This is a genomic window from Streptomyces sp. NPDC001513, assembly GCF_042894695.1.
In the GTDB taxonomy this organism is placed as follows: domain Bacteria; phylum Actinomycetota; class Actinomycetes; order Streptomycetales; family Streptomycetaceae; genus Streptomyces.
This window is the reverse complement of the sequence record NZ_JBIAVU010000014.1, coordinates 262,296-282,721: the sequence shown is the minus strand read 5'-3', so window position 1 is coordinate 282,721 and position 20,426 is coordinate 262,296. Positions and strand designations below refer to the sequence as shown.

21 protein-coding genes are annotated in these 20,426 nt (G+C 72.1%); 11 read left to right on the top strand and 10 right to left on the bottom strand.

Going from position 1 to position 20,426, the window contains the following annotated elements:
* Window positions 1-16 precede the first annotated feature (16 nt).
* Window positions 17-820 (bottom strand): hypothetical protein, encoded by an 804-nt coding sequence (locus ACFYZ4_RS30000; protein ID WP_351299076.1) that lies wholly within the window; start codon window positions 818-820, stop codon window positions 17-19.
* A 160-nt stretch (window positions 821-980) separates the two neighbouring features.
* Here ACFYZ4_RS30000 and ACFYZ4_RS29995 point away from each other — a divergent pair, with 160 nt between their 5' ends.
* From ACFYZ4_RS29995 to ACFYZ4_RS29960, 8 genes are all read left to right on the top strand, one after another.
* Window positions 981-1,622, top strand: coding sequence for a phosphatase PAP2 family protein (locus tag ACFYZ4_RS29995; protein WP_390785319.1), 642 nt, complete (start codon window positions 981-983; stop codon window positions 1,620-1,622).
* Window positions 1,619-2,536: an A/G-specific adenine glycosylase gene (locus ACFYZ4_RS29990; protein WP_351299082.1), complete on the top strand. Its 918-nt coding sequence runs from the start codon at window positions 1,619-1,621 to the stop codon at window positions 2,534-2,536. The genes ACFYZ4_RS29995 and ACFYZ4_RS29990 overlap by 4 nt, the downstream gene beginning before the upstream one ends.
* Window positions 2,537-2,810: 274 nt before the next feature.
* The gene (locus ACFYZ4_RS29985) at window positions 2,811-3,371 is read left to right on the top strand and encodes a SigE family RNA polymerase sigma factor (protein WP_319727094.1); all 561 of its coding nucleotides are present in this window, start codon (window positions 2,811-2,813) and stop codon (window positions 3,369-3,371) included.
* Window positions 3,359-4,054, top strand: a complete 696-nt coding sequence (locus tag ACFYZ4_RS29980; RefSeq protein WP_390785318.1) for a hypothetical protein — start codon at window positions 3,359-3,361, stop codon at window positions 4,052-4,054. The genes ACFYZ4_RS29985 and ACFYZ4_RS29980 overlap by 13 nt, the downstream gene beginning before the upstream one ends.
* Window positions 4,055-4,083: 29 nt before the next feature.
* The gene (gene cseB, locus ACFYZ4_RS29975; protein ID WP_351299085.1) at window positions 4,084-4,797 is read left to right on the top strand and encodes a two-component system response regulator CseB; all 714 of its coding nucleotides are present in this window, start codon (window positions 4,084-4,086) and stop codon (window positions 4,795-4,797) included.
* Window positions 4,794-6,110 (top strand): two-component system sensor histidine kinase CseC, encoded by a 1,317-nt coding sequence (gene cseC, locus ACFYZ4_RS29970; protein ID WP_351299087.1) that lies wholly within the window; start codon window positions 4,794-4,796, stop codon window positions 6,108-6,110. The genes cseB and cseC overlap by 4 nt, the downstream gene beginning before the upstream one ends.
* Before the next feature lie 177 nt (window positions 6,111-6,287).
* A complete protein-coding gene (locus tag ACFYZ4_RS29965; protein ID WP_351299090.1) occupies window positions 6,288-6,434 on the top strand; it encodes a hypothetical protein in 147 nt (48 codons plus the stop codon).
* Between the two features lie 10 nt (window positions 6,435-6,444).
* A complete protein-coding gene (locus ACFYZ4_RS29960) occupies window positions 6,445-7,635 on the top strand; it encodes a LamG-like jellyroll fold domain-containing protein (RefSeq protein WP_390785317.1) in 1,191 nt (396 codons plus the stop codon).
* A gap of 81 nt (window positions 7,636-7,716) precedes the next feature.
* Here ACFYZ4_RS29960 and ACFYZ4_RS29955 read toward each other — a convergent pair whose 3' ends face one another.
* The gene (locus ACFYZ4_RS29955) at window positions 7,717-8,370 is read right to left on the bottom strand and encodes a M23 family metallopeptidase (protein WP_351299096.1); all 654 of its coding nucleotides are present in this window, start codon (window positions 8,368-8,370) and stop codon (window positions 7,717-7,719) included.
* A 341-nt stretch (window positions 8,371-8,711) separates the two neighbouring features.
* On the opposite strand from ACFYZ4_RS29955, the gene ACFYZ4_RS29950 reads away from it, so the two are divergent.
* A complete protein-coding gene (locus ACFYZ4_RS29950) occupies window positions 8,712-11,738 on the top strand; it encodes an NACHT domain-containing protein (protein WP_390785316.1) in 3,027 nt (1,008 codons plus the stop codon).
* Between the two features lie 74 nt (window positions 11,739-11,812).
* On the opposite strand, the gene ACFYZ4_RS29945 is transcribed toward ACFYZ4_RS29950, so the two are convergent.
* Complete coding sequence (locus ACFYZ4_RS29945) at window positions 11,813-14,338, bottom strand: ATP-dependent Clp protease ATP-binding subunit (protein WP_351587361.1); 2,526 nt, start codon at window positions 14,336-14,338, stop codon at window positions 11,813-11,815.
* Window positions 14,339-14,801: 463 nt separating this feature from the next.
* On the opposite strand from ACFYZ4_RS29945, the gene ACFYZ4_RS29940 reads away from it, so the two are divergent.
* Entirely contained in the window at window positions 14,802-15,401 is a 600-nt protein-coding gene (locus tag ACFYZ4_RS29940) for an SCO3374 family protein (RefSeq protein WP_351302762.1), read from the top strand.
* On the opposite strand, the gene ACFYZ4_RS29935 is transcribed toward ACFYZ4_RS29940, so the two are convergent.
* The 7 genes from ACFYZ4_RS29935 to ACFYZ4_RS29905 all read right to left on the bottom strand — a co-directional run bounded on the left by ACFYZ4_RS29935 (window position 15,380) and on the right by ACFYZ4_RS29905 (window position 19,339).
* Window positions 15,380-15,721, bottom strand: a complete 342-nt coding sequence (locus ACFYZ4_RS29935; RefSeq protein ID WP_351302760.1) for an Lsr2 family protein — start codon at window positions 15,719-15,721, stop codon at window positions 15,380-15,382. The two genes, ACFYZ4_RS29940 and ACFYZ4_RS29935, sit on opposite strands and share 22 nt — an antisense overlap.
* Before the next feature lie 164 nt (window positions 15,722-15,885).
* Entirely contained in the window at window positions 15,886-16,416 is a 531-nt protein-coding gene (locus ACFYZ4_RS29930; RefSeq protein ID WP_351302758.1) for an amino-acid N-acetyltransferase, read from the bottom strand.
* An 11-nt stretch (window positions 16,417-16,427) separates the two neighbouring features.
* Window positions 16,428-16,940, bottom strand: a complete 513-nt coding sequence (locus ACFYZ4_RS29925; protein ID WP_390785315.1) for a BlaI/MecI/CopY family transcriptional regulator — start codon at window positions 16,938-16,940, stop codon at window positions 16,428-16,430.
* A gap of 108 nt (window positions 16,941-17,048) precedes the next feature.
* Window positions 17,049-17,213 carry a hypothetical protein gene (locus ACFYZ4_RS29920; RefSeq protein WP_351302752.1) on the bottom strand — a complete coding sequence of 55 codons (165 nt, stop codon included), beginning with the start codon at window positions 17,211-17,213 and terminating at the stop codon, window positions 17,049-17,051.
* Between the two features lie 14 nt (window positions 17,214-17,227).
* Window positions 17,228-17,827, bottom strand: a complete 600-nt coding sequence (locus ACFYZ4_RS29915) for a hypothetical protein (protein WP_351302749.1) — start codon at window positions 17,825-17,827, stop codon at window positions 17,228-17,230.
* Between the two features lie 48 nt (window positions 17,828-17,875).
* Window positions 17,876-18,067 (bottom strand): DUF397 domain-containing protein, encoded by a 192-nt coding sequence (locus ACFYZ4_RS29910; protein WP_030720495.1) that lies wholly within the window; start codon window positions 18,065-18,067, stop codon window positions 17,876-17,878.
* A 141-nt stretch (window positions 18,068-18,208) separates the two neighbouring features.
* Window positions 18,209-19,339, bottom strand: a complete 1,131-nt coding sequence (locus ACFYZ4_RS29905) for a beta-eliminating lyase-related protein (protein ID WP_351302746.1) — start codon at window positions 19,337-19,339, stop codon at window positions 18,209-18,211.
* A gap of 111 nt (window positions 19,340-19,450) precedes the next feature.
* Here ACFYZ4_RS29905 and ACFYZ4_RS29900 point away from each other — a divergent pair, with 111 nt between their 5' ends.
* On the top strand, window positions 19,451-20,362 hold the full coding sequence (locus ACFYZ4_RS29900) for a DUF2520 domain-containing protein (RefSeq protein WP_351302743.1): 912 nt from the start codon (window positions 19,451-19,453) through the stop codon (window positions 20,360-20,362).
* The last annotated feature ends 64 nt before the right edge of the window (window positions 20,363-20,426 follow it).

The following is a 20,426-nucleotide window of genomic DNA, read 5'->3' as shown; positions in this document are numbered from 1 at the left end:
GGCGGCGCCGCAGGCGCTAGTCCTGCTTCAGGACGAACGAGGTTCGGGCGACCGGCATGCCGGGGGACTTGACCTCGACCACGTAGGTGTCGGGAGCCGCAGACCCCGCCGGAGGCGCCTGGCACTGGTCGGCCGCGCTGAACCTGCGGTCCCATTCCAGCGACTGCTTCGTCTCCCCCTGCGCCGGCAGGCGGAAGAAGGCGTTGCCCGCGCCCGCCGGGCAGTCCGCCGAGGACCACACCGCCTTGCTGCTGCTCGCCTGAAGGATGGTCAGGACCGCCTGCTTCGGGCCGAGGTCGACCTTGCAGGTGGTGCCGGAGGTGTTGCGGGCGACCAGTTCGAGCTTGGGCTTCTCGCTCGCCTCGTACTCGTTCTTCACGCTCTTGACCTCCCACTGCAGCGCACCCGGCGCGCACGTGGGGAGCGGGGAGTCCGCCGGGACCTGCGCCGGCCCGGCCGCCGCGCCGCCACCGCCCGAGCCGGACCCGCCGCTCGCGGCCGTGCCGCTGCCCGGCTCGCCGTTCTTGCCCGCGCCGCCGCTCGCGCCGCCTTCGGCGCCGGTGGTTCCGCCGCCCGACTCCGTGCGTCCGCCGGGGGCCGCGCTGATCGCGGGGCCCGTACCGGCCGGGCCGGGGGTGATCGAGGCGACGGGGTCGGGGCCGCCCTGGCCCTTTCCGTTCGTACTCGTCTTCCCCCCACCGGAACTGACGGTCCATACGGCGAGGAGCGCGAGGAGCGCGACGACGGACGCCAGCACAGCCCTCCGTCGCCAGTAGATGGAGGAGGGGAGCGGCCCGACCGGATTGCGCAGAGATCCCACGGAGGGAACTTTACGAGAGTTCGGGGCCCGATCAGTGCCCCACATGCCGCGCAGCAGGCTCGATTTGCCGATGATCATCCTGCGGGAGTACGCGGAACCGCCGGGAACCAGCCAGAGGTCTGATGTGACGATTAGGCCGCTTTGACTACCTTCGGTAGCCATGCACAGCTCCGGCCTCTACCTCGACATCACCGATTCCGCCCGTTCCGCCCCCGGATGGGTGCAGTCCGCGTTCGAGGCCTGGACGGCCTACGGGCTCCTGCTCTTCGGTGTGCTCTTCGCGGCCGTCTGGTGGCGCTCGCGCGGCCGCGGCGGCCCCCGGCCGGTCGCGCTCGCCGTGCTCGCCCCGCCGGCCACGGCCGTCGCGTACGCGGCCTCGGAGCTGGTGAAGTCGGCCGTGGACGAGGAGCGGCCGTGCCGCGCGGTCGCCGGGGCCGCCGCCTCGCTGGTCGCGTGCCCGGCGCCGGGCGACTGGTCGTTCCCCAGCAATCACGCGGCCCTCGCGGGCGCCGCCGCCGTGACCCTGGCCCTGGCCGTACGCCGGCTCGCGCTGCTGACCGTGCCGCTCGCGCTGCTGATGGCCTTCTCCCGCGTCTTCGTCGGCGTGCACTACCCGCACGACGTGGCGATCGGCCTGCTGCTGGGCGGTTCGGTCGCCGCCCTCGTCGTCCTCGCGCTCGCCGGTCCGATGAGTACGATCATCGCCGCCCTGCGGGCGAGCGGGGTCCGCGCGGCCGTCTGGTTCACCGGCCCGGGCCCGGCGGCGCGGGCCCGAAACGTGCCAGGATGCCGTCTGTCATGACTGCATCCCCCGCTTCCGCCAAGGCCGTATCCCCCGACTCCTCCCACGCGCTGCACTCCCCCGTCATCGCGTGGTTCGACGAGCACGCCCGCGACCTGCCCTGGCGCCGCCCCGAGGCCGGCCCCTGGGGGGTCATGGTCAGCGAGTTCATGCTCCAGCAGACCCCGGTCAGCCGGGTCCTCCCGGTCTACGAGCAGTGGCTCGCCCGGTGGCCCCGCCCCGCGGACCTGGCCACCGAGGCCCCCGGCGAGGCCGTACGGGCCTGGGGGCGGCTCGGCTACCCGCGCCGCGCCCTGCGGCTGCACGGCGCGGCCGTCGCCATAACGGAGCGGCACGGGGGCGACGTACCGCGGGATCACGCGCAGCTCCTCTCGCTGCCCGGGATCGGCGAGTACACGGCGGCCGCCGTGGCCTCCTTCGCGTACGGGCAGCGCCACGCCGTCCTCGACACGAACGTCCGGCGGGTCTTCGCGCGCACCGCCACCGGGGTCGAGTACCCGCCGAACGCCACCACCGCCGCCGAGCGGCGCCTGGCCCGGGCCCTGCTGCCCGAGGACGAGGCGACGGCGGCGCGCTGGGCGGCGGCCTCGATGGAGCTCGGCGCGCTGGTGTGCACCGCGAAGAGCCCCGACTGCGCGCGCTGCCCGGTGGCCGGGCTGTGCGCGTGGCGCCTCGCGGGGAAGCCGGCGCACGAGGGGCCGCCGCGGCGCGGGCAGACGTACGCCGGGACCGACCGGCAGGTGCGCGGCAAGCTCCTCGCGGTGCTCCGGGAGGCGGTGGGCGCCGTTCCGCAGGCCGTGCTCGACACGGTGTGGGACGAGCCGGTGCAGCGGGCCCGGGCCCTGGACGGGCTCGTCTCCGACGGGCTGGTGGAACCCCTCGACGGCGGCTTCTACCGGCTTCCGCAGACCTGACCGGAACCGCCGCCGGGCGGGGTCCGGGTGACCTTCGGATGGCCATCCGGAGAGCGCTCGGCGACGGCTCCGCGACCACCCGTAGTCGACCTTGAAACTGAGTCGACCATTCCGCTTCTCGCCGGGAAACCGCAGCTCACGGCACTGTTACACAACCTATGGGTGTCCGTGCGCCCACCGAAGGCTGGCTCGCACAGGCCCGTGACAAGCCCTCCGTACCTTCGAATCCGTAAGGCAGCGGATGAGCGGTGGACGGCAGCGGAGGCGGTCTCAGATGGCGCACGGTGAGGTACTCGAATTCGAAGAGTACGTACGCACCCGGCAGGACGCGCTGCTGCGCAGCGCCCGGCGCCTGGTCCCGGACCCCACCGACGCCCAGGACCTCCTGCAGACCGCGCTCGTGCGCACCTACGGCCGCTGGGACGGCATCGCCGACAAGTCCCTGGCCGACGCCTACCTCCGGCGCGTCATGATCAACACCCGTACCGAGTGGTGGCGCGCCCGCAAGCTCGAAGAGGTCCCCACCGAGCAGCTCCCCGACGCCTCCGTCGAGGACGGCTCCGACCAGCGCGCCGACCGCGCCCTGCTGATGGACATCCTCAAGGTGCTCGCGCCCAAGCAGCGCAGCGTGGTCGTGCTGCGACACTGGGAGCAGATGAGCACCGAGGAGACCGCCGCGGCGCTCGGAATGTCTGCGGGTACGGTGAAGAGCACTCTGCACCGCGCGCTGGCCCGCCTGCGGCAGGAACTGGAGAGCCGGGACCTGGACATGCGGGCGCTGGAGCGCGGTGACCACACCATGCGGTACGAGGGGCGTGAGCGGTGCGCGGCCTGAACGGCCAAGTTCTGACCGGCGGAAGATCGCTGGTACTCGTGTCGGCGGGGACGGTCGTCCTCGTCGGCACTGCCGTGTTCGCGGTCGGTTGCGCGACCGGCGGCACCGGCCTGCGCGACGGCGGCCCCGCCCGCTCCGACGCGGTCGCGAAAGCCAGCCCGGTCGCCCCGTCCACCCCCTCCGATCCCTCCCCGGGCGCCGCCTCCGCTTCCGGCCGGCCGTTCAAGAAGGTCGACCCCGTCGCACTGCTCAAGGCGGACCCGAAGGTCAGCGCCGAGATCAAACGGGACCTCAAGCCCTGCGCGGGCAAGGAGTACCCGGTGGACGTGAGCTACGGGAAGGTCACCGGCAGCCCCGCCGTCGACATCGTCGTCAACGTCCTGTCCTGCGCCGACGCCCTGGGCCGCGGCTCGTACGTGTACCGGGCGGACGGCGGCTCGTACGAGAATGTGTTCTCGGACGAACAGCCACCCGTCTACGCGGAGATCGACCGGGGCGACCTGGTGGTCACGAAGCAGGTCTACGGAAAGAGCGACGCGCTCGCCTATCCGTCGGGCGAGGACGTGATCACGTACCGCTGGAACGGAGAGGCGTTCACCGAGCAGGACCGAGTGCACTCGGAGTACAGCAACGTGGTCGACGGCGGTCTCCAGCCCGCCCCGGCCACGAGTCAGAAGAACTGAGCACAGAAGAACCGAGGCGAGGCTTCCGCATGGCCGAGACCCATGTCCTGTTCGTGGAGGACGACGACGTCATCCGTGAGGCCACGACCCTGGCGCTCGAACGCGACGGGTTCGTGGTCACGGCCATGCCCGACGGCCTGTCCGGTCTGGAGTCCTTCCGCGCCGACCGGCCGGACATCGCGCTGCTCGACGTGATGGTCCCCGGCATGGACGGCGTGAGCCTGTGCCGCCGCATCCGCGACGAGTCCACCGTCCCCGTGATCATGCTGTCGGCGCGCGCCGACTCCATCGACGTGGTGCTGGGCCTGGAGGCGGGCGCCGACGACTACGTCACCAAGCCCTTCGACGGCTCCGTGCTCGTGGCCCGGATCCGCGCCGTACTGCGCCGCTTCGACCACTCCGGCGGACCGCAGAACGGCGGACCGGGCTCCGCCCACGACGCGGCGGACCCGGAGCGCGGCGTGCTCTCCTTCGGCGACCTGGAGGTGGACACCGAGGGCATGGAGGTCCGCAGGGCGGGCGCCGCCGTGGCGCTGACGCCGACCGAGATGCGGCTGCTGCTGGAGTTCTCCTCGGCGCCCGGCACCGTACTGTCGCGCGACCGCCTGCTGGAGCGGGTCTGGGACTACGACTGGGGCGGCGACACCCGCGTCGTCGACGTCCACGTACAGCGGCTGCGCACCAAGATCGGCCAGGACCGGATCGAAACGGTCCGAGGCTTCGGATACAAGCTCAAGGCATGAGACGGTTCACCCTCCGTACGGGGATCCGCTGGAAGATCACGCTCGCCATCGCCGCCGTGGGCGCCCTCGTCACGATCGCCCTGAGCCTGGTCGTGCACAGCGCTGCCCGCGTGTCCATGCTGGAGAGCGCGCGCGAGGTCCAGCTGGACCGCGTGCAGTTCATCTCCCGCAACGCCGAGGCCGGGCGCAAGCCGCCGATGGGGGCCAAGCTCAACGACCCCGAGCTCCCCGCCGAGCTGCGGCACAAGGCGCAGTCGGGGCGGCGCGGGACCTACATCCAGGAGCGGCCGCACGGGCTGCCCGAGGTGTGGGCGGCCGTGCCGCTCGGGAACGGGCAGGTGCTGTCGCTGCACACGCAGTTCCGGGAGAGCGCCAACCTGATCCCCGACCTGGACCGGGCGCTGGTCGTCGGCGGGCTCGCCGCCGTGATCGGCGGATCCGCGCTCGGCGTGCTCATCGGCGGACAGATCTCGCGCAGGCTCCGCAAGGCCGCGGCCGCCGCGCAGCGGGTGGCGCACGGTGATCCCGACGTACGGGTGCGGGACGCGGTCGGCGGCGTCGTACGGGACGAGACCGACGACCTGGCGCGGGCCGTGGACGCCATGGCCGACGCCCTGCAGCAGCGGCTGGAGGCCGAGCGGCGGGTGACGGCGGACATCGCGCACGAGCTGCGTACCCCGGTGACGGGCCTGCTCACGGCGGCGGAGCTACTGCCGCCGGGGCGGCCGACCGAGCTGGTCCGGGACCGGGCGCAGGCGCTGCGCGCGCTGGTCGAGGACGTGCTGGAGGTGGCCCGGCTGGACAGCGCCTCGGAGCGGGCGGAGCTGCAGGACGTGGCGCTGGGCGAGTTCGTCAGCCGGCGGGTGACGGCGCTGATGCCGGAGGCGACCGTACGGGTCGTCGCGGACGAGATCGTCAGCACCGACCCGCGACGGCTGGAGCGGATCCTGGGGAACCTGCTGGCCAATGCGGCGCGGTACGGGCAGCCGCCGATCCAGGTCGACGTCGAGGGCCGGGTCGTACGGGTGCGGGACCACGGGCCGGGCTTCCCGGACGCACTGCTGCGCGAGGGGCCGAGCCGCTTCCGCACCGGGTCGACGGATCGCGCGGGCGTGGGGCACGGCCTGGGCCTGACCATCGCGGAGGGCCAGGCCCGGGTCCTGGGCGCCCGGCTGACCTTCCGCAACGTGGCGGCCCCGGGCGGCTTCGACCGCGAGGGCACGGCAGCGGGCGCGGTGGCGGTCCTGTGGCTGCCGGAACACGCGCCGACGGCGACGGGCAGCTTCCCGGTGATCAAGCTGCCGCAGGGCTAGGCCGTCTCTTTCGGATCCTGCCGGGCCGCCGGACTGTCAAGCCCCGAGTTCCCGTGCCGTGACGTGCACGCCGGTTCGGGGCGCAATGGAAGTCCGGGATGACGCTGCAGGAGGCCGGACGGCCCGCCCGCCGCATCCGCAGCCCGCACGCCTCGACGCGCCCAAGGAGCCCCGCCCATGACCGCCCTCAGGACCCGACGCCTCGTCCCCCTCATGATCGTCACCGCGCCGGCCGCCGTAGGCGCCTCCCCCGCCACCACCGCGCACGCCGCAGCGGCTGTCGGACCGGTACCGGGCGGTACGAGCACGGGGGTCGTGTTTTAGCATCCCTGGCATGACCGACGCCGTGAATCCCCCGAGCAACCCGCAGCCCGAGCCCGCCCCCGGGAGCGGCGGATACGGGTTCCCGCCGGGGCCGCCCGCGCAGGGCGGCGGCTACGGCTTCCCGCCCGGCCAGCCCGGGCAGGGCGCCGGCGGCGACCAGGGCGGCTACGGATACCCGGCCGGTGGCGAAGGGTACGGCTACGGCTACCCACAGCAGGGGCAGCAGCCGAACCCGTACCAGCAGCAGGACGCCTCGGCGGGATGGGCCCCGACCCAGCCCGCCCAGCCGCTCATATCCTCGTCCTCGCAGCCCGACTGGGAGGCCATGGCCGACCGGTCCGCCGCCGAGCGGCGCAAGAAGCGGCGGTGGATGCTGGGCGGCGGGGTGACCGTACTGGCGCTGCTGGCCGGCGGCGGAACGTTCTTCCTGCTGGGCGACGGCGGTGACGGGCCGGGCGGGGCCGATGCCCAGCCCTCCACGTCCGCCTCGCCGGAGCCCGTCGATTCGAAGTCCCCCGCGGCCTACACCGCGACCGTCGAGGGCGACGCGACCCTGCTGCGCGACAGCTACGGCAAGACCGGCATCCGGCTCGGCCCCGACTTCCAGGTCGGCCCGCTGGGCAAGCGGTTCCAGATCGTCGGGAAGGGCAACGCGAACTCGTACGCCCAGTCCGCCGAGCCCGTCGTGGACGTGAGCAAGAGCTTCACCGTCACGGCCCGCGTCTACAGCTCCGGCGCCAAGGGCTCGCGGATCGCCATCAGCCAGGGCGACGGGGAGTCGTTCTCCTTCGAGCTGGGCGTGAACGAGGTGGGCGGCAAGCAGGCCTGGATCTTCCGCGTGCAGACCGGCGACAAGGGCGCCGCGGCGACGACGCGGACCGTGACCGCCGAGGGGCCCACCGTGCTCAAGACCCCGACGATGCTGATGGCCACCTACGACGCCGAGAAGAAGACCATCGCCCTCTACGTCGAGGGCAAGAAGGCCGGGGAGACCACCCAGGTCCCGCCCATCTGGCAGGCCCCCGGTCCGCTCCAGCTGGGCCGTTCCAAGCACCACAACATCTGGACCGGCGCCTGGCAGGGCGCCCTGCACAACATCAAGTTCTACGAGACGGCCTTCACTCCGGAGCAGGCCGCCGCGTACAAGGAGGGCAAGCTCGGTCCGGAAACGAAGCCGGCCCACGCCTGGCTGCTCACCTGAGCAGCCGGCCGGGCCGGGTCGTGGGGCCGGTCACGGGGACCGGCCGGGTCAGACGGTGATCAGGCGCTGATCAGGTGGCGATCAGATGCTGACGCCGACGGTGCGCAGGAAGGCCACCGGGTTGACGGCCGAGCCGTAGTTCGGGGTGGTGCGGATCTCGAAGTGCAGGTGCGGGCCGCTGGAGTTGCCGGTGTTGCCGGACAGCGCGATGCGCTGGGAGGCGCCGACCTTCTGGCCGATCTTGACCTGGATCTTCGAGAGGTGCGCGTACTGCGAGTACGTGTTGTTCGCGTGCTTGATCACGATGGCGTTGCCGTACGCGGGGCCGTCGCCGCCGCCGTTCGGGCCGGCCTTGACGACGACGCCGGCGGCCGCGGACTTGACCGAGGTGCCGACCGGAACGGCGAAGTCCTGGCCGGAGTGCTTGTGCGACCACATGCTGCCGCCCTTGCCGAAGGTCGCGGACAGCGTGTACTTCTCCAGCGGCTTGTCCCACAGACCGGTCTTCGAGGCGGTCTTCGCGGCGGGCTTCGCCTGGGCCTTGGCGGCCGCGGCGGCGGCACCGGCCTGGGCGGTGGCCTGCTGGGCGACCAGCTCGGCGGTACCGGTGAGGGCCGTCTGCGCGGTGTCGGCGAACGCGGCGGTCGTCCCGGCCCCCAGGGCCAGCACCGCACCGAGAGCGGTGGTGCCGACGGCGATACGGGTACGACGGGTGCTGACGCGCTTCGCGGACATGTGCAGACCTCCGGGGCCGGGGACAAGGGCGGTTCACACCCGACACGGGCATGAAGTGACCCGGCACGCTGGAACGTGTGCCGGGTTGGCTCACCTTTGGTAACCCGGGGCCGGGGACTTCCCCAAATGTCCCGATTACTACCGGGGCTCGTAGCCGGGTGGGTGTGATGTGGCCGGTTGACGGCCTCCCCGCTGGGGCGAAGGTCCCTCACGAAGGCCTTTTGGATCTACGAATCCACCTAGTACGTCCGTTTTGTTCTGTGCGGCTTGTCACCGGCGGGGGACCTTCGACCGGCCCGTTCGGGACCATCGGCGAGCAACCCGCACTACGCTCCGGCGACGTGGACGCATCGGTGATCGGGATCCGGCTGGCCTCGGGGGTCGTGGGCCCCCTCGTCAAGAAGCTCTTACAGGGGGAGGGGGCGGGCGCGGGGCTGGTGGACCGGCCCGTGCGGATCGCCTCCTACGTGGCCTGGCGCGAGCAGCGCGGCCTGGGCGCGGCCGACCTGCGCAGGCTCGCCGACCGCCTGGTGCGGGAGGCCCTGCGGGCCCCCGGGGAACGGCCGCTCCCGCCCGGCGAGGAGGCCGGCGTGGCCGCGGCCCTCGCCGCGACCCTGCACGCGCTCGGCGACCTCACCCTCTCCGACGTGGAAGCCGTACGCCTCGGCCCGCAGGCCTTCGCCCGCGCGCTCCGGGCCGCCGCCCCGCACCCGGGGCTCTCCCGGGACGCCGAGCTCTTCCACGCCCGCCTGGTGGACCTGGCCTGCCTGCACATCCTGAACTTCTTCACGCAGCGCTCCACCTTCGTGGCCGCGACCCTGGTCGAACAGAGCCGGCTGCACGCCGACACCATCGCCAAGGTCGACGAGCTGCTCACCCGGATCCCCCGCCAGGACGGCCGCGACGCCGCCTTCGAGGCCCGCTACCTGTCCTACCTGGCCCGGCGGCACAGTGCCCTCACCATCTTCGGCCTGGACCTCGCCCCCGGATCCGCCCGCTGGCCGCTGGACGCGGCGTACGTGAGCCTGGAGGTCTCCACCACCCCCGGAGCCGGGGCCGGGGCCTCCGGCGGGGCCGGCGGGCTCCCCGCCCCCTCCTCCCTGCCCACCGCCCGACTGCTGGCCGAGCACCCCCGCGTCCTGCTGCGCGGCGAGGCCGGATCCGGCAAGACCACCCTCATCCAGTGGCTGGCCGTCACCGCCGCCCGGGACCGCGGCGACGGGCTCGTCCCGTACGTCCTCCCGCTGCGCACCCTGACCCGGCACGGCGAGCGGCTCCCCGCCCCCCGCGACTTCCTCGCCGGCTCCCCACTGGCCGGTGAGGCCCCCGAGGGCTGGGAGGGCCGGGTCCTGCGCGACGGGCGCGCCCTGCTGCTGGTCGACGGCATCGACGAGATCCCCGAGGCCGAACGGGAGCCCGCCCGGGACTGGCTCACCGACCTGATCACCGCCTATCCCGGCAACCGCTGGCTGGTGACCTCCCGCCCCTCCGCGGTCCGGCAGGACTGGCTCGCGGGCGAGGAGTTCACCGAGGTGACCCTGGCCCCGATGAGCACGGCGAACGTACGGGCCTTCATCGAGCGCTGGCACCTCGCGGCCGATGACGCCCCGCGGCAGTACGGGGAGCAGCTGCTGGACTCCGTACGCAGGAAGCCGGACCTGGCCCGCCTGGCCACCAATCCGCTGCTCTGCGGCATGATCTGCGCCCTGCACCGGGAGCGCCGGGGCTTCCTCCCCTCGGGCCGCAAGGAGCTGTATGCGGCCGCCCTGTCGATGCTGCTCCACCGCCGCGACCGCGAGCGGGGCCTGCGCGTGCCGGAGCTGGCCGAGGAGCCGCAGCTCCAGCTGCTCCAGCGGCTCGCGTACTGGCTGATCCGCAACGGCCGCACCGAGATGGACCGGCCCCGGGCCGAGGCGCTGATCGCGGCCGCGCTGCCCGCCGTACCGGCCGCCGCCGCCCTCGGCGACGCACCGGCCGTCTTCGGCCACTTCCTGGAGCGCACCGGCCTGCTGCGGGCCCCGACGGCGGACACGGTGGAGTTCGTCCACCGGACCTTCCAGGACTTCCTGGGGGCGCGGGCGGCCCTGGACGAGGGCAGCCTGGGCGAGCTGACCGCGCACGCGGAGGACGACCAGTGGGAGGATGTCATCGCCATGGCGGTGGCCCAGGGCCGCCCCCGCGAACGCAGCGAGATCATCGAGACCCTGCTGGCCCGCGACTCGCACCGGTCGATCCTGCTCGCCCTGGCCTGCCTCGGGTACGCGGCCGAGCTGGCACCCGCGCTGCGCGCCGAGGTCGAGCGGCGGGCCGGCAGGCTGATCCCGCCCACCAGCGTGGGTGCGGCGCGCGAGCTGGGGCGCATCGGGCCACTGGTCCTGGGACTGCTCCCGCCGCCCGAGGAGATCCCCGCCGGCCCGGCGGCCGTGCACACGGTCCAGGCCGCGGGCGGGGTGCTGTCCGAGCTCGCCATCCCCTTCCTCGCCGGCTACAGCGGCCACCCGTCCTACGAGGTCCGCGCGGAGCTGGCCAGGCTCTGGCCGCGCTTCGAGACGCGCCGGTACGCCGCGGAGGTCATCTCGCTGCTTCCCCCGGACCAGAACGTGACGGTCGTGTCGGACGCGGAGCTGGCCGCCCTGGCCGAGTTCTCACCCCGCCGGGACCTGAACGTGGTCGGCGATGTGTCGGGCGAGGCCCTCACGGCCTATCTGGGCGCGGTCCGGGCCGAGTACCTCGCCGTGCGCGGCAACCCCCTGCTCACCCACCTCCGCTTCCTGGAGGGCCAGGACGCGCTGCATTCCCTGGAGGTCTCCCACTGTTCCGGGATCCGGGACCTGGCGGGGTTGACGGGACTGCCGGTCCGGACGGCCGTGCTCGACCTGCGCGGCGACCTCCTGCCCCTCGGGCCCGTCCTCGCCGGCTGGGCCTCCCTGCGCGACCTCGTGCTCCGCGGCGCCCACGCCAACTGGTCTCTGGACGGCTTCGCCCCCGGCGTGGAGCTGGAGAGCGTCAACCTCTACTCGGTGACGCCCGACGCCGCCGGACCCGTCGGGCTGTCCCGGCACCGCCGTCTCCGGTCCGTCTCCCTCGGGGAGTGCTGGGCCCCGCGTCATCCCGCCGAGTGGGAGGAGCTCGCCCTGCTCCCCGGGCTGACCGAGCTGGCCGTACCGGCCGCGGCCCTCGCTCTCGTCCCCGACGGCCTGTGCATGCCCTCGGTGGAACGGCTCCACGTGCCCCGCAGCCCGGGCACGGGCCCGGAGGGCGCCCGACGGATTCCCGCGGTCTTCCCCGGCCTGCGGACCCTGTCCGGGAACTTCGACGAGTCGGCCGTCCGCGCCCTCCCGCCGCACATCGGCGTGACCCACGCGTAGCGAGCACCCACGGAAAAAGGGGCGGCCCCGGGACTTCTCAGTCCCGGGGCCGCCCCTTTGGTGCTCGGTCGCGCCTACGCGCCCTTCGACAGGTCCGGGCCGGAGCCCGTGGCCTCGATCGGCGGGAGGTCCGGCAGCGCCGACTTCTCCTCGCCGCGGAAGGTGAACTTGGCGTCGTCGCCCTCACCCTCCTTGCCGACGACCACGATCTGACCGGGACGCAGCTCGCCGAAGAGGATCTTCTCCGACAGCAGGTCCTCGATCTCGCGCTGGATGGTCCGGCGCAGCGGCCGGGCACCCATGATCGGGTCGTAGCCGCGCTTGGCGAGCAGGAGCTTCGCGTCACCGCTCAGCTCGATGCCCATGTCGCGGTCCTTCAGGCGCTCGTCGACCTTCGCGATCATCAGGTCGACGATCTGGATGATGTCTTCCTCGGTGAGCTGGTGGAAGACGACCGTGTCGTCGACACGGTTGAGGAACTCGGGCCGGAAGTGCTGCTTGAGCTCTTCGTTGACCTTCGCCTTCATCCGCTCGTAGCCGGTCTTGGTGTCACCCTGTGCCGCGAAGCCCAGGTTGAAGCCCTTCGAGATGTCCCGGGTACCCAGGTTGGTCGTCATGATGATGACCGTGTTCTTGAAGTCCACGACCCGGCCCTGGGAGTCGGTCAGACGACCGTCCTCCAGGATCTGGAGAAGGGAATTGAAGATATCCGGGTGGGCCTTCTCGACCTCGTCGAAGAGGACGACGGAGAACGGCTTCCGGCGCACCTTCTCGGTGAGCTGGCCGCCCTCTTCGTAGCCCACGTAGCCGGGGGGCGAACCGAAGAGACGGGAAACCGTGTGCTTCTCGCTGAACTCCGACATGTCGAGGGAGATCAGCGCGTCCTCGTCACCGAAGAGGAATTCGGCGAGCGTCTTCGAGAGCTCGGTCTTACCGACACCGGACGGGCCGGCGAAGATGAACGAGCCACCCGGGCGCTTCGGGTCCTTCAGACCCGCACGGGTACGGCGGATCGCCTGGGAGAGCGCCTTGATGGCGTCCTTCTGGCCGATGACCCGACGGTGGAGCTCGTCCTCCATGCGGAGCAGTCGCGAGGACTCCTCCTCGGTGAGCTTGAAGACGGGAATGCCGGTCGCGGTCGCGAGGACTTCGGCGATGAGCTCGCCGTCGACCTCGGCGACGACGTCCATGTCGCCGGCCTTCCATTCCTTCTCGCGCTTGGTCTTCCCCGCGAGCAGCTGCTTCTCCTTGTCGCGGAGAGAGGCCGCCTTCTCGAAGTCCTGGGAGTCGATGGCCGACTCCTTGTCGCGGCGCACGGCCGCGATCTTCTCGTCGAACTCGCGGAGGTCCGGCGGTGCGGTCATCCGGCGGATGCGCATCCGGGAGCCGGCCTCGTCGATCAGGTCGATCGCCTTGTCCGGGAGGAAGCGGTCCGAGATGTACCGGTCCGCCAGCGTCGCCGCCTGGACGAGGGCCTCGTCCGTGATGGAGACGCGGTGGTGGGCCTCGTAGCGGTCGCGCAGGCCCTTGAGGATCTCGATCGTGTGGGGGAGGGAAGGCTCCGCCACCTGGATCGGCTGGAAGCGGCGCTCGAGGGCCGCGTCCTTCTCGAGGTGCTTGCGGTACTCGTCCAGCGTCGTGGCACCGATGGTCTGGAGCTCACCACGGGCCAGCATGGGCTTGAGGATGCTGGCGGCGTCGATCGCGCCCTCGGCGGCGCCCGCACCCACGAGGGTGTGGAGCTCGTCGATGAACAGGATGATGTCGCCGCGGGTGCGGATCTCCTTGAGCACCTTCTTCAGGCGCTCCTCGAAGTCACCGCGGTAGCGGGAACCGGCGACCAGGGCGCCGAGGTCAAGCGTGTAGAGGTGCTTGTCCTTGAGGGTCTCGGGGACCTCGCCCTTGACGATCGCCTGCGCCAGGCCCTCGACGACGGCGGTCTTGCCGACGCCGGGCTCGCCGATGAGGACCGGGTTGTTCTTCGTACGGCGGGACAGCACCTGCATGACCCGCTCGATCTCCTTCTCGCGCCCGATGACCGGGTCGAGCTTGGATTCGCGGGCCGCCTGGGTGAGGTTGCGGCCGAACTGGTCCAGGACGAGCGAGGTCGAGGGCGTGCCCTCGGCCGGGCCGCCGGCCGTGGCCGACTCCTTGCCCCCGCCGGTGTAGCCGGAGAGCAGCTGGATGACCTGCTGCCGGACTCGGTTGAGATCGGCGCCCAGCTTCACGAGGACCTGGGCGGCGACGCCCTCGCCCTCGCGGATCAGGCCGAGCAGGATGTGCTCGGTGCCGATGTAGTTGTGGCCGAGCTGGAGGGCCTCTCGGAGCGAAAGCTCCAGGACCTTCTTCGCCCGCGGGGTGAAGGGGATGTGGCCGGAAGGGGCCTGCTGCCCCTGTCCGATGATCTCCTCAACCTGCTGGCGAACAGCCTCGAGCGAAATCCCGAGGCTCTCCAGGGCCTTAGCGGCGACACCCTCACCCTCGTGGATCAAGCCCAGGAGGATGTGCTCGGTGCCGATGTAGTTGTGGTTGAGCATCCGGGCTTCTTCCTGAGCCAGGACGACAACCCGCCGCGCGCGGTCGGTGAACCTCTCGAACATCGTTTATCGCTCCTCAGAGCGGTCGGGCAGTTCGGGGTCGGTCCCCGCCCTGTCCTTCCGCATGCTAGTCCCGCGGGGCGGGACAGCTCATTCCAACTGCCGACATCCGTCCTCGGCTCACCCCTGCATCGGCGGGGAAAACCGGCTTGAAGAGCCGACACCTGCTCCAACTCGATGGTGCGAGACGATGTTCCCGCAGGCCAGGCAGATACCCGTCATGCGTGTACGCCGATGGCGAACGGAAGCCCGTCAAATCAGCGTGTCGCCCCGATCCACTAGGAATGTCTTACCCGTAAGGACTGACACTCCATGCCCCCGGCACCGGTCCCCTCAGCTAAGGGCGAACACAGTTCCGTCCCGAATGCGGGACTCCGCCGCCGCGGATGTTTACGTTCCGCATATGAGTGAGTGCGGTGTGTCACGACGACCGTAACCCCGGGGCGTTTCGCGAGTTGCTCCGGGCATGGCCCTCACCGTCGTGCCGACCGTCCCGCCGCCCCGCGTCGCGCCCGAGGAGCGTGCGTACGCCTCCTGGTACGAGCGGGTGCTCGGCTGGACCGTCACGGGCGGGCCGCCCGGCCTGCTCTCGACCGGGATCCGGTTCGACGTGCTGGAGCTGCCGTCCGACGCGGGAGCGGCCCTGCTGCGCAGGCCGGTCGCCACGGGCCCGGTGGCGCTCATGGGACGCCGGATGCGGTTCCTGGTGGCCGCGGGGAGCGCAGACGAGCTGGAGGGGCTGCTCGACTGGCTGGAGTGGGGCGGGGTCGCCCTGGACCTGACCGCCCTGGGTGCGGGTGGCCGGATCACCGCCCCGGCTCCCCCGGGGCAGCCCCTGGGAGAAAGCCCTCGGGGGGCCGCTGTGTGGCTGCGACCCCCCGAGCAGGGGTGTGAGGCACTGCTGCCGGCCCTGCCCGGTCCCGGGCGGGCCGTCGGACCCGGCCCCGGAAGGGGCACCGCCGGGCCCGATCTCGTACGCCTGGTGGCGGCGGCGGCGACGGAATGCCACCGGGCCCGCCTGGGCCGGCGTACGGCGGGGATCCGTCAGCCCTTGGCCTTTTCGTAGGCCTCGCGGATCTCGGCCGGGACGCGGCCGCGGTCGTTCACGTTGTAACCGTTCTCCTTGGCCCACGCGCGGATCTCCGCGGTGTCCGGGTTGCCGGTCGTCGCGGAGGCGCGGCCACCCTTCGCACGTGCCGCGGCGGCACGGCCACCGGTGCGGCGGCCGCCCTTGGTGTACGGGTCGAGCAGACCGCGGAGCTTTTCAGCGTTGGCGGTGGTGAGGTCGATCTCGTAGGTCTTGCCATCCAGAGCGAACGTCACCGTCTCGTCCGCCTCGCCACCGTCGAGGTCGTCGACAAGAAGGACCTGAACCTTCTGTGCCACCGGGATTTCCTTTCATCGAAAAGCAGTACGTGGAAAGGAAACCGCTTTTGCCTGGAAAACACAAACCCCCGGGGAGAGGTTCAGGACCGCAACAGGGCGGGAAACGTACGCGATTCGGACATAGGCCTCAGGTTGCTGATCGACGGAAAAGCGTAGGCCATCGATCAGAGGTGCAGAAGCATCCGACTGTTGCCCAAGGTGTTCGGCTTCACTCGTTCGAGACCGAGGAACTCGGCGACTCCCTCGTCATAGGAACGCAGGAGCTCCATGTAGACATCGGTGTCGACCGGGGTCTCGCCGATCTCGACGAAGCCGTGCTTCGCGAAGAACTCGACTTCGAAGGTCAGGCAGAAAACCCGGCTCACCCCGAGCGTGCGGGCGGTCCGCAACAACTGCTGCAGCACGTTGTGGCCGACGCCGCCGCCCTTCAAGTCGCGGTCCACGGCGAGAGTACGCACTTCGGCAAGGTCTTCCCACATCACGTGGAGAGCGCCGCAGCCGACCACCTGACTGTCGGAGTCGCGTTCCGCGACCCAGAACTCCTGGATGTCCTCGTAAAGGACGACCGGGGCTTTGTCCAGCAGGATCCGCTGCTGCACGTACTGGTCGAGGAGGCGGCGCAGCGCGGGAACATCACCGGTGCGGGCACGGCGGATCGTCACTGATTCTGCATGTGCAGAGGAAAACTCTCCCATGCCTGCGGACGCTATCGCCCCGGCTCCTGCGGGCGCTCGGCGGAGTCCCCTTCGGCTTCCTGCGGAGCGGCGGGTTCGGCGGCGGCTTCAGCGGAGGGTTCGGCGGGAGCTTCAGCGGGTGGTTCGGCGGGGGGTTCGGCCGCGGCCTCGGCGCCGGACTCGCCGTCGTGCTGGACGACCCGTACGGCGTCCCTGAGTGCTTCCCGCTGTTCCGCGGACATCATGCCGAAGAAGGCGACGAGGGCGGCCGCGGGGTTGTCGCTCGTCGACCAGGCTTCGTTCATCAGTGCGGCCGAGTAGGCGGCGCGGGTGGAGACCGCCGTATATCGATAGGCGCGGCCTTCGGCTTCCCGGCGGACCCAGCCCTTCTGATGAAGATTGTCCATAACGGTCATGACCGTGGTGTACGCGATGGACCGTTCCTGCTGGAGGTCTTCCAGAACTTCACGAACGGTGACCGGGCGGTTCCACTGCCACACCCGCGTCATGACGGCGTCTTCGAGTTCTCCCAAGGGGCGAGGCACAACAGCACGATAGTGCTGCTTGTGCGGAATTGCCCGACTATTCGCTCGGCAACGCGCGACAAAATCGGGAGTGCGGCCGGTGCGGCCGCACTCCCGTCGCCCGGAGGGCTACTGCTGCTGGCGCGCCGCCTCGGCCCGGGCGATCACGGCGTCGACCGCGGCGTCTTCCTTGGCCTTGTTGGCGCCGCCCTGGCTCTTCACGATCGTCACCACGAGAGCGATGAAGAACGCGGCCATCACGACGGGGGGCACGAGCGCGGAGACGTAGTCCATGCCCCACAGCGTAGCTACCCGACGGCCCACCCGGCCGCCGGGGGCGGGGTGGGCTTGCGGCGCGGCGGGAACACCTCGCCGGGGGTGGGAACCGGCCGCTCGGGACGCGGCGACTCGGGGCTCGGCGGCTCCTTGGGCCGCGGAGCCGGCTTCGGCTGCTCCTCCCGCCCGCCGGCCAGCGCCAGCAGCCGGGTCCGGGGCGCGGGGGTCGTCGACAGCCGCCGGCGTACGGAGCGCTCCGCGACGACCTGGGCCCGTTCCAGCAGCGCCGCCGCGACCGGATTGGCGCGGAGCGCGCGCAGGGCGGCGAGGTCGTCGGGAGCCGGTTCGTAGCCGGCGGCCAGGGCGTCCTGAAGCAGCTCCAGGTAGCCGGAGAGGCTGCCGGGCAGGGCGCCCCGGTAGCGGGCGAGGTCGTCGAGGAGGAACGCTCTGAGCCGGCCCGCCTCCTGGACCGCGTCGTCCACCGCCTGCGCGAGGTGCAGGCAGTCCTGGACCTCCGCGGCCGCCAGGGGGGCCGGGGAGGACTGAAGGGCGTGGGCGAGGAGACGCCTGAGCACGTGCAGCTCAGCAGCGCTGAACGCCATGCCGCCGCGGGATCCGTAGGGCGTGGGCATGGGCCGAAGATACGCGCTAATCGGACAAAATCCCCTGAGGGTGAGCAATTACGGCGCGGCGGTTTCCTTGACGGCGCGGATGAAATCGGCCCAGGCGGCCTGGGTCGTGGCGAGCACGAGGTGCGCGGGGTCGACGCGGTCGGCGACCTTGACGAGGGCTCCGGGAGCGGTGGCGACGTAGACGCAGGCGTCGCCCTCACTACAGAACGAGGACTTCCGCCACGTGGGCTGAGCGGTCATGGTGTCTCCTCCGGGCAACGGTGGCCGGTAATTGCCGTCGAGGGGACGGTAACTCCGACACCGGCCCGGACCGATGGCTTTCCCGGAATTCGGTGATTCGTGGCGAAGCCGTGCGTAAAGCCGCCGCACCCGCCTGAGGATCTAGATCCGCGCCACGAAGTCGGCGGCGGCCCGCTTCACGTCGGACTCCGTCCACGACAGACCCGGCTCGGCGATCTCCAGTTCCGTCACCGCGAGACCCGGCGGCCCGTCGGGGGACCACCGGCGGAACAGGACCGTGCCCGTCTCCTCCGCGAGCCGCAGGCCCGCCTCCGTCAGGCGGTCCGCCTCGTACGGCAGCCACACCTGGAACTGGTGCGTGTGCGGCTCCTCCGGGTGGATCCGGGCCCACGGGACCGCCGACTCCTCGAACGCCGAGCGCAGCGCCCCGGCGACCATCCGCGCCTGCGCCACGTACGACGGCAGCCGGGGCAGCTCCCGTTCCAGTCCGGCCAGCGCGGACAGGGCCTGCGGGAACTGCCGGAAGATCTGGCCGCCGTACCGGTGGCGCCAGACGCGGGTCTCCTCCACGAACTCCCGCGGCCCGGCCAGGCAGGCCCCGCTGAGGCCGCCCAGCGACTTGTAGAAGGAGACGTACACCGAGTCCGCGAGCCCGGCGATCTCCGGCAGCGGACGCCCGAAGTGGACCGTGGACTCCCACAGGCGGGCCCCGTCGAAGTGGACCACCGCCTCCCGCTCACGGGCCGCCTCGACCAGCGCCTCCAGCTCCTCCCAGGTGGGCAGGAGGAAACCGGCGTCCCGCAGCGGCAGCTCCAGCATCAGCGTGCCGAACGGCTCCCGGACCGCCCCGACCTCCGCGGGCGTCGGCTGGCGGGCCTCCGTCGTCGTGTGCACCACCCGCAGCCCGGAGACGTTCGACAGCGCGTCGCCCTCCCAACGCTCCGGATGGCTCATCGGGTGCAGGGCCACCACCGGGTTCCCGGTACGGCCCGCCCAGCAGCGCAGCGCGATCTGCTGGGCCATCGTCCCGCTGGGGAAGAACGCCGCGTCCTGCGTGCCGAGCAGCTCCGCGACCCGGCGTTCCAGCGTCTCGACGACCCCGTCGCCGTACACGTCGGCCGGTCCGTCCAGGGCGTACGGGGCTTCGGCGAGCGCGGCGAGCAGCTCCCCCACCGTGGGTTCGAGCAGGCTGCGCGACAGCCTGCGCTCCGCTCCGCGCCAGGCCGCCACCTGCCGCTTCGTACGTTCCGTGTCGTCACTGTCGTCGCTCATGGAGCCCGATCCTCACCCACGTCGTCGCCGTCCGGCCAATTGCCCCAGGAGCTAGCATGGCGGCGTATCGTCCGGTACCCCCCGCGGACTGGAACGGAAGGCCCTCCCCGCGTGAATCCATCACAGCAGCCACGCCCTGCCCGGCTCGCCGTCGGCGTCGTCGGAGCCGGCCGTGTCGGTCCGGCGCTGGCCCGCGCGCTCCAGCAGGCCGGGCACCGGCCCGTCGCCGTCTCCGGGGTGTCCGACGCCTCCGTGCGCCGGGCCGGGCGGATGCTGCCCGACGTGCCGCTCCTGCCGCCCGCACAGGTGCTGGAGCGGGCCGAGCTGGTGCTCCTCACCGTCCCCGACGACGTCCTGCCCTCCCTGGTGGAGGGCCTGGCCGAAACCGGCGCGATCCGGCCCGGCCAGCTCGTCGTGCACACCTCCGGCCGGTACGGGACCGCCGTGCTCGACCCGGCGCGCCGCGCGGGCGCCCTGCCGCTGGCCCTGCACCCCGCGATGACCTTCACCGGCACCGAGGTCGACGTGCAGCGCCTGGCCGGCTGCTCCTTCGGCGTCACCGCCCCCGAGGAACTGCGGCTCGCCGCCGAGGCCCTGGTCATCGAGATGGGCGGGGAGCCCGAGTGGATCGCGGAGGAGAACCGTCCGCTCTACCACGCGGCCCTCGCCCTCGGCGCGAACCACCTGGTCACACTGGTCGCCCAGTCGATGGAGCTGCTGGCCAAGGCCGGGGTCGAGCACCCCGACCGGATGCTCGGCCCGCTGCTCGGCGCGGCCCTCGACAACGCCCTGAGCTCCGGCGACGCCGCGCTGACCGGCCCAGTGGCCCGCGGGGACGCCGGTACGGTCGCCGCGCACGTCGCGGAGCTGCGCAGGCACGCGCCGGGCGCGGTCGCCGGGTACCTGGCGATGGCCCGCACCACCGCCGACCGGGCCCTCGCGCACGGTCTACTCAAGCCCGAACTCGCCGAGGACCTGCTCGGCGTGCTCGCCGACACGGACGCCGACGGGGGCCACCAGTGACCCACCTGCTGCACACCGCCGAGGAGCTGCACGGCCTCGCGCGCACCGGCCGCCGGGCCGTGGT

Bases quoted from the DNA above. Each gene is read 5' to 3' on its own strand.
- ACFYZ4_RS29955 (WP_351299096.1), bottom strand. From the start codon at position 8,370: ATGTCCGCGAAGCGCGTCAGCACCCGTCGTACCCGTATCGCCGTCGGC.
- ACFYZ4_RS29905 (WP_351302746.1), bottom strand. From the start codon at position 19,339: ATGAGCGACGACAGTGACGACACGGAACGTACGAAGCGGCAGGTGGCG.
- ACFYZ4_RS29920 (WP_351302752.1), bottom strand. From the start codon at position 17,213: ATGGACTACGTCTCCGCGCTCGTGCCCCCCGTCGTGATGGCCGCGTTC.
- ACFYZ4_RS29995 (WP_390785319.1), top strand. From the start codon at position 981: ATGCACAGCTCCGGCCTCTACCTCGACATCACCGATTCCGCCCGTTCC.
- ACFYZ4_RS29945 (WP_351587361.1), bottom strand. From the start codon at position 14,338: ATGTTCGAGAGGTTCACCGACCGCGCGCGGCGGGTTGTCGTCCTGGCT.
- ACFYZ4_RS29930 (WP_351302758.1), bottom strand. From the start codon at position 16,416: ATGGGAGAGTTTTCCTCTGCACATGCAGAATCAGTGACGATCCGCCGT.
- ACFYZ4_RS29915 (WP_351302749.1), bottom strand. From the start codon at position 17,827: ATGCCCACGCCCTACGGATCCCGCGGCGGCATGGCGTTCAGCGCTGCT.
- ACFYZ4_RS29990 (WP_351299082.1), top strand. From the start codon at position 1,619: ATGACTGCATCCCCCGCTTCCGCCAAGGCCGTATCCCCCGACTCCTCC.
- ACFYZ4_RS29965 (WP_351299090.1), top strand. From the start codon at position 6,288: ATGACCGCCCTCAGGACCCGACGCCTCGTCCCCCTCATGATCGTCACC.
- ACFYZ4_RS29940 (WP_351302762.1), top strand. From the start codon at position 14,802: ATGGCCCTCACCGTCGTGCCGACCGTCCCGCCGCCCCGCGTCGCGCCC.
- ACFYZ4_RS29985 (WP_319727094.1), top strand. From the start codon at position 2,811: ATGGCGCACGGTGAGGTACTCGAATTCGAAGAGTACGTACGCACCCGG.
- ACFYZ4_RS29960 (WP_390785317.1), top strand. From the start codon at position 6,445: ATGACCGACGCCGTGAATCCCCCGAGCAACCCGCAGCCCGAGCCCGCC.
- ACFYZ4_RS29910 (WP_030720495.1), bottom strand. From the start codon at position 18,067: ATGACCGCTCAGCCCACGTGGCGGAAGTCCTCGTTCTGTAGTGAGGGC.
- cseC (WP_351299087.1), top strand. From the start codon at position 4,794: ATGAGACGGTTCACCCTCCGTACGGGGATCCGCTGGAAGATCACGCTC.
- cseB (WP_351299085.1), top strand. From the start codon at position 4,084: ATGGCCGAGACCCATGTCCTGTTCGTGGAGGACGACGACGTCATCCGT.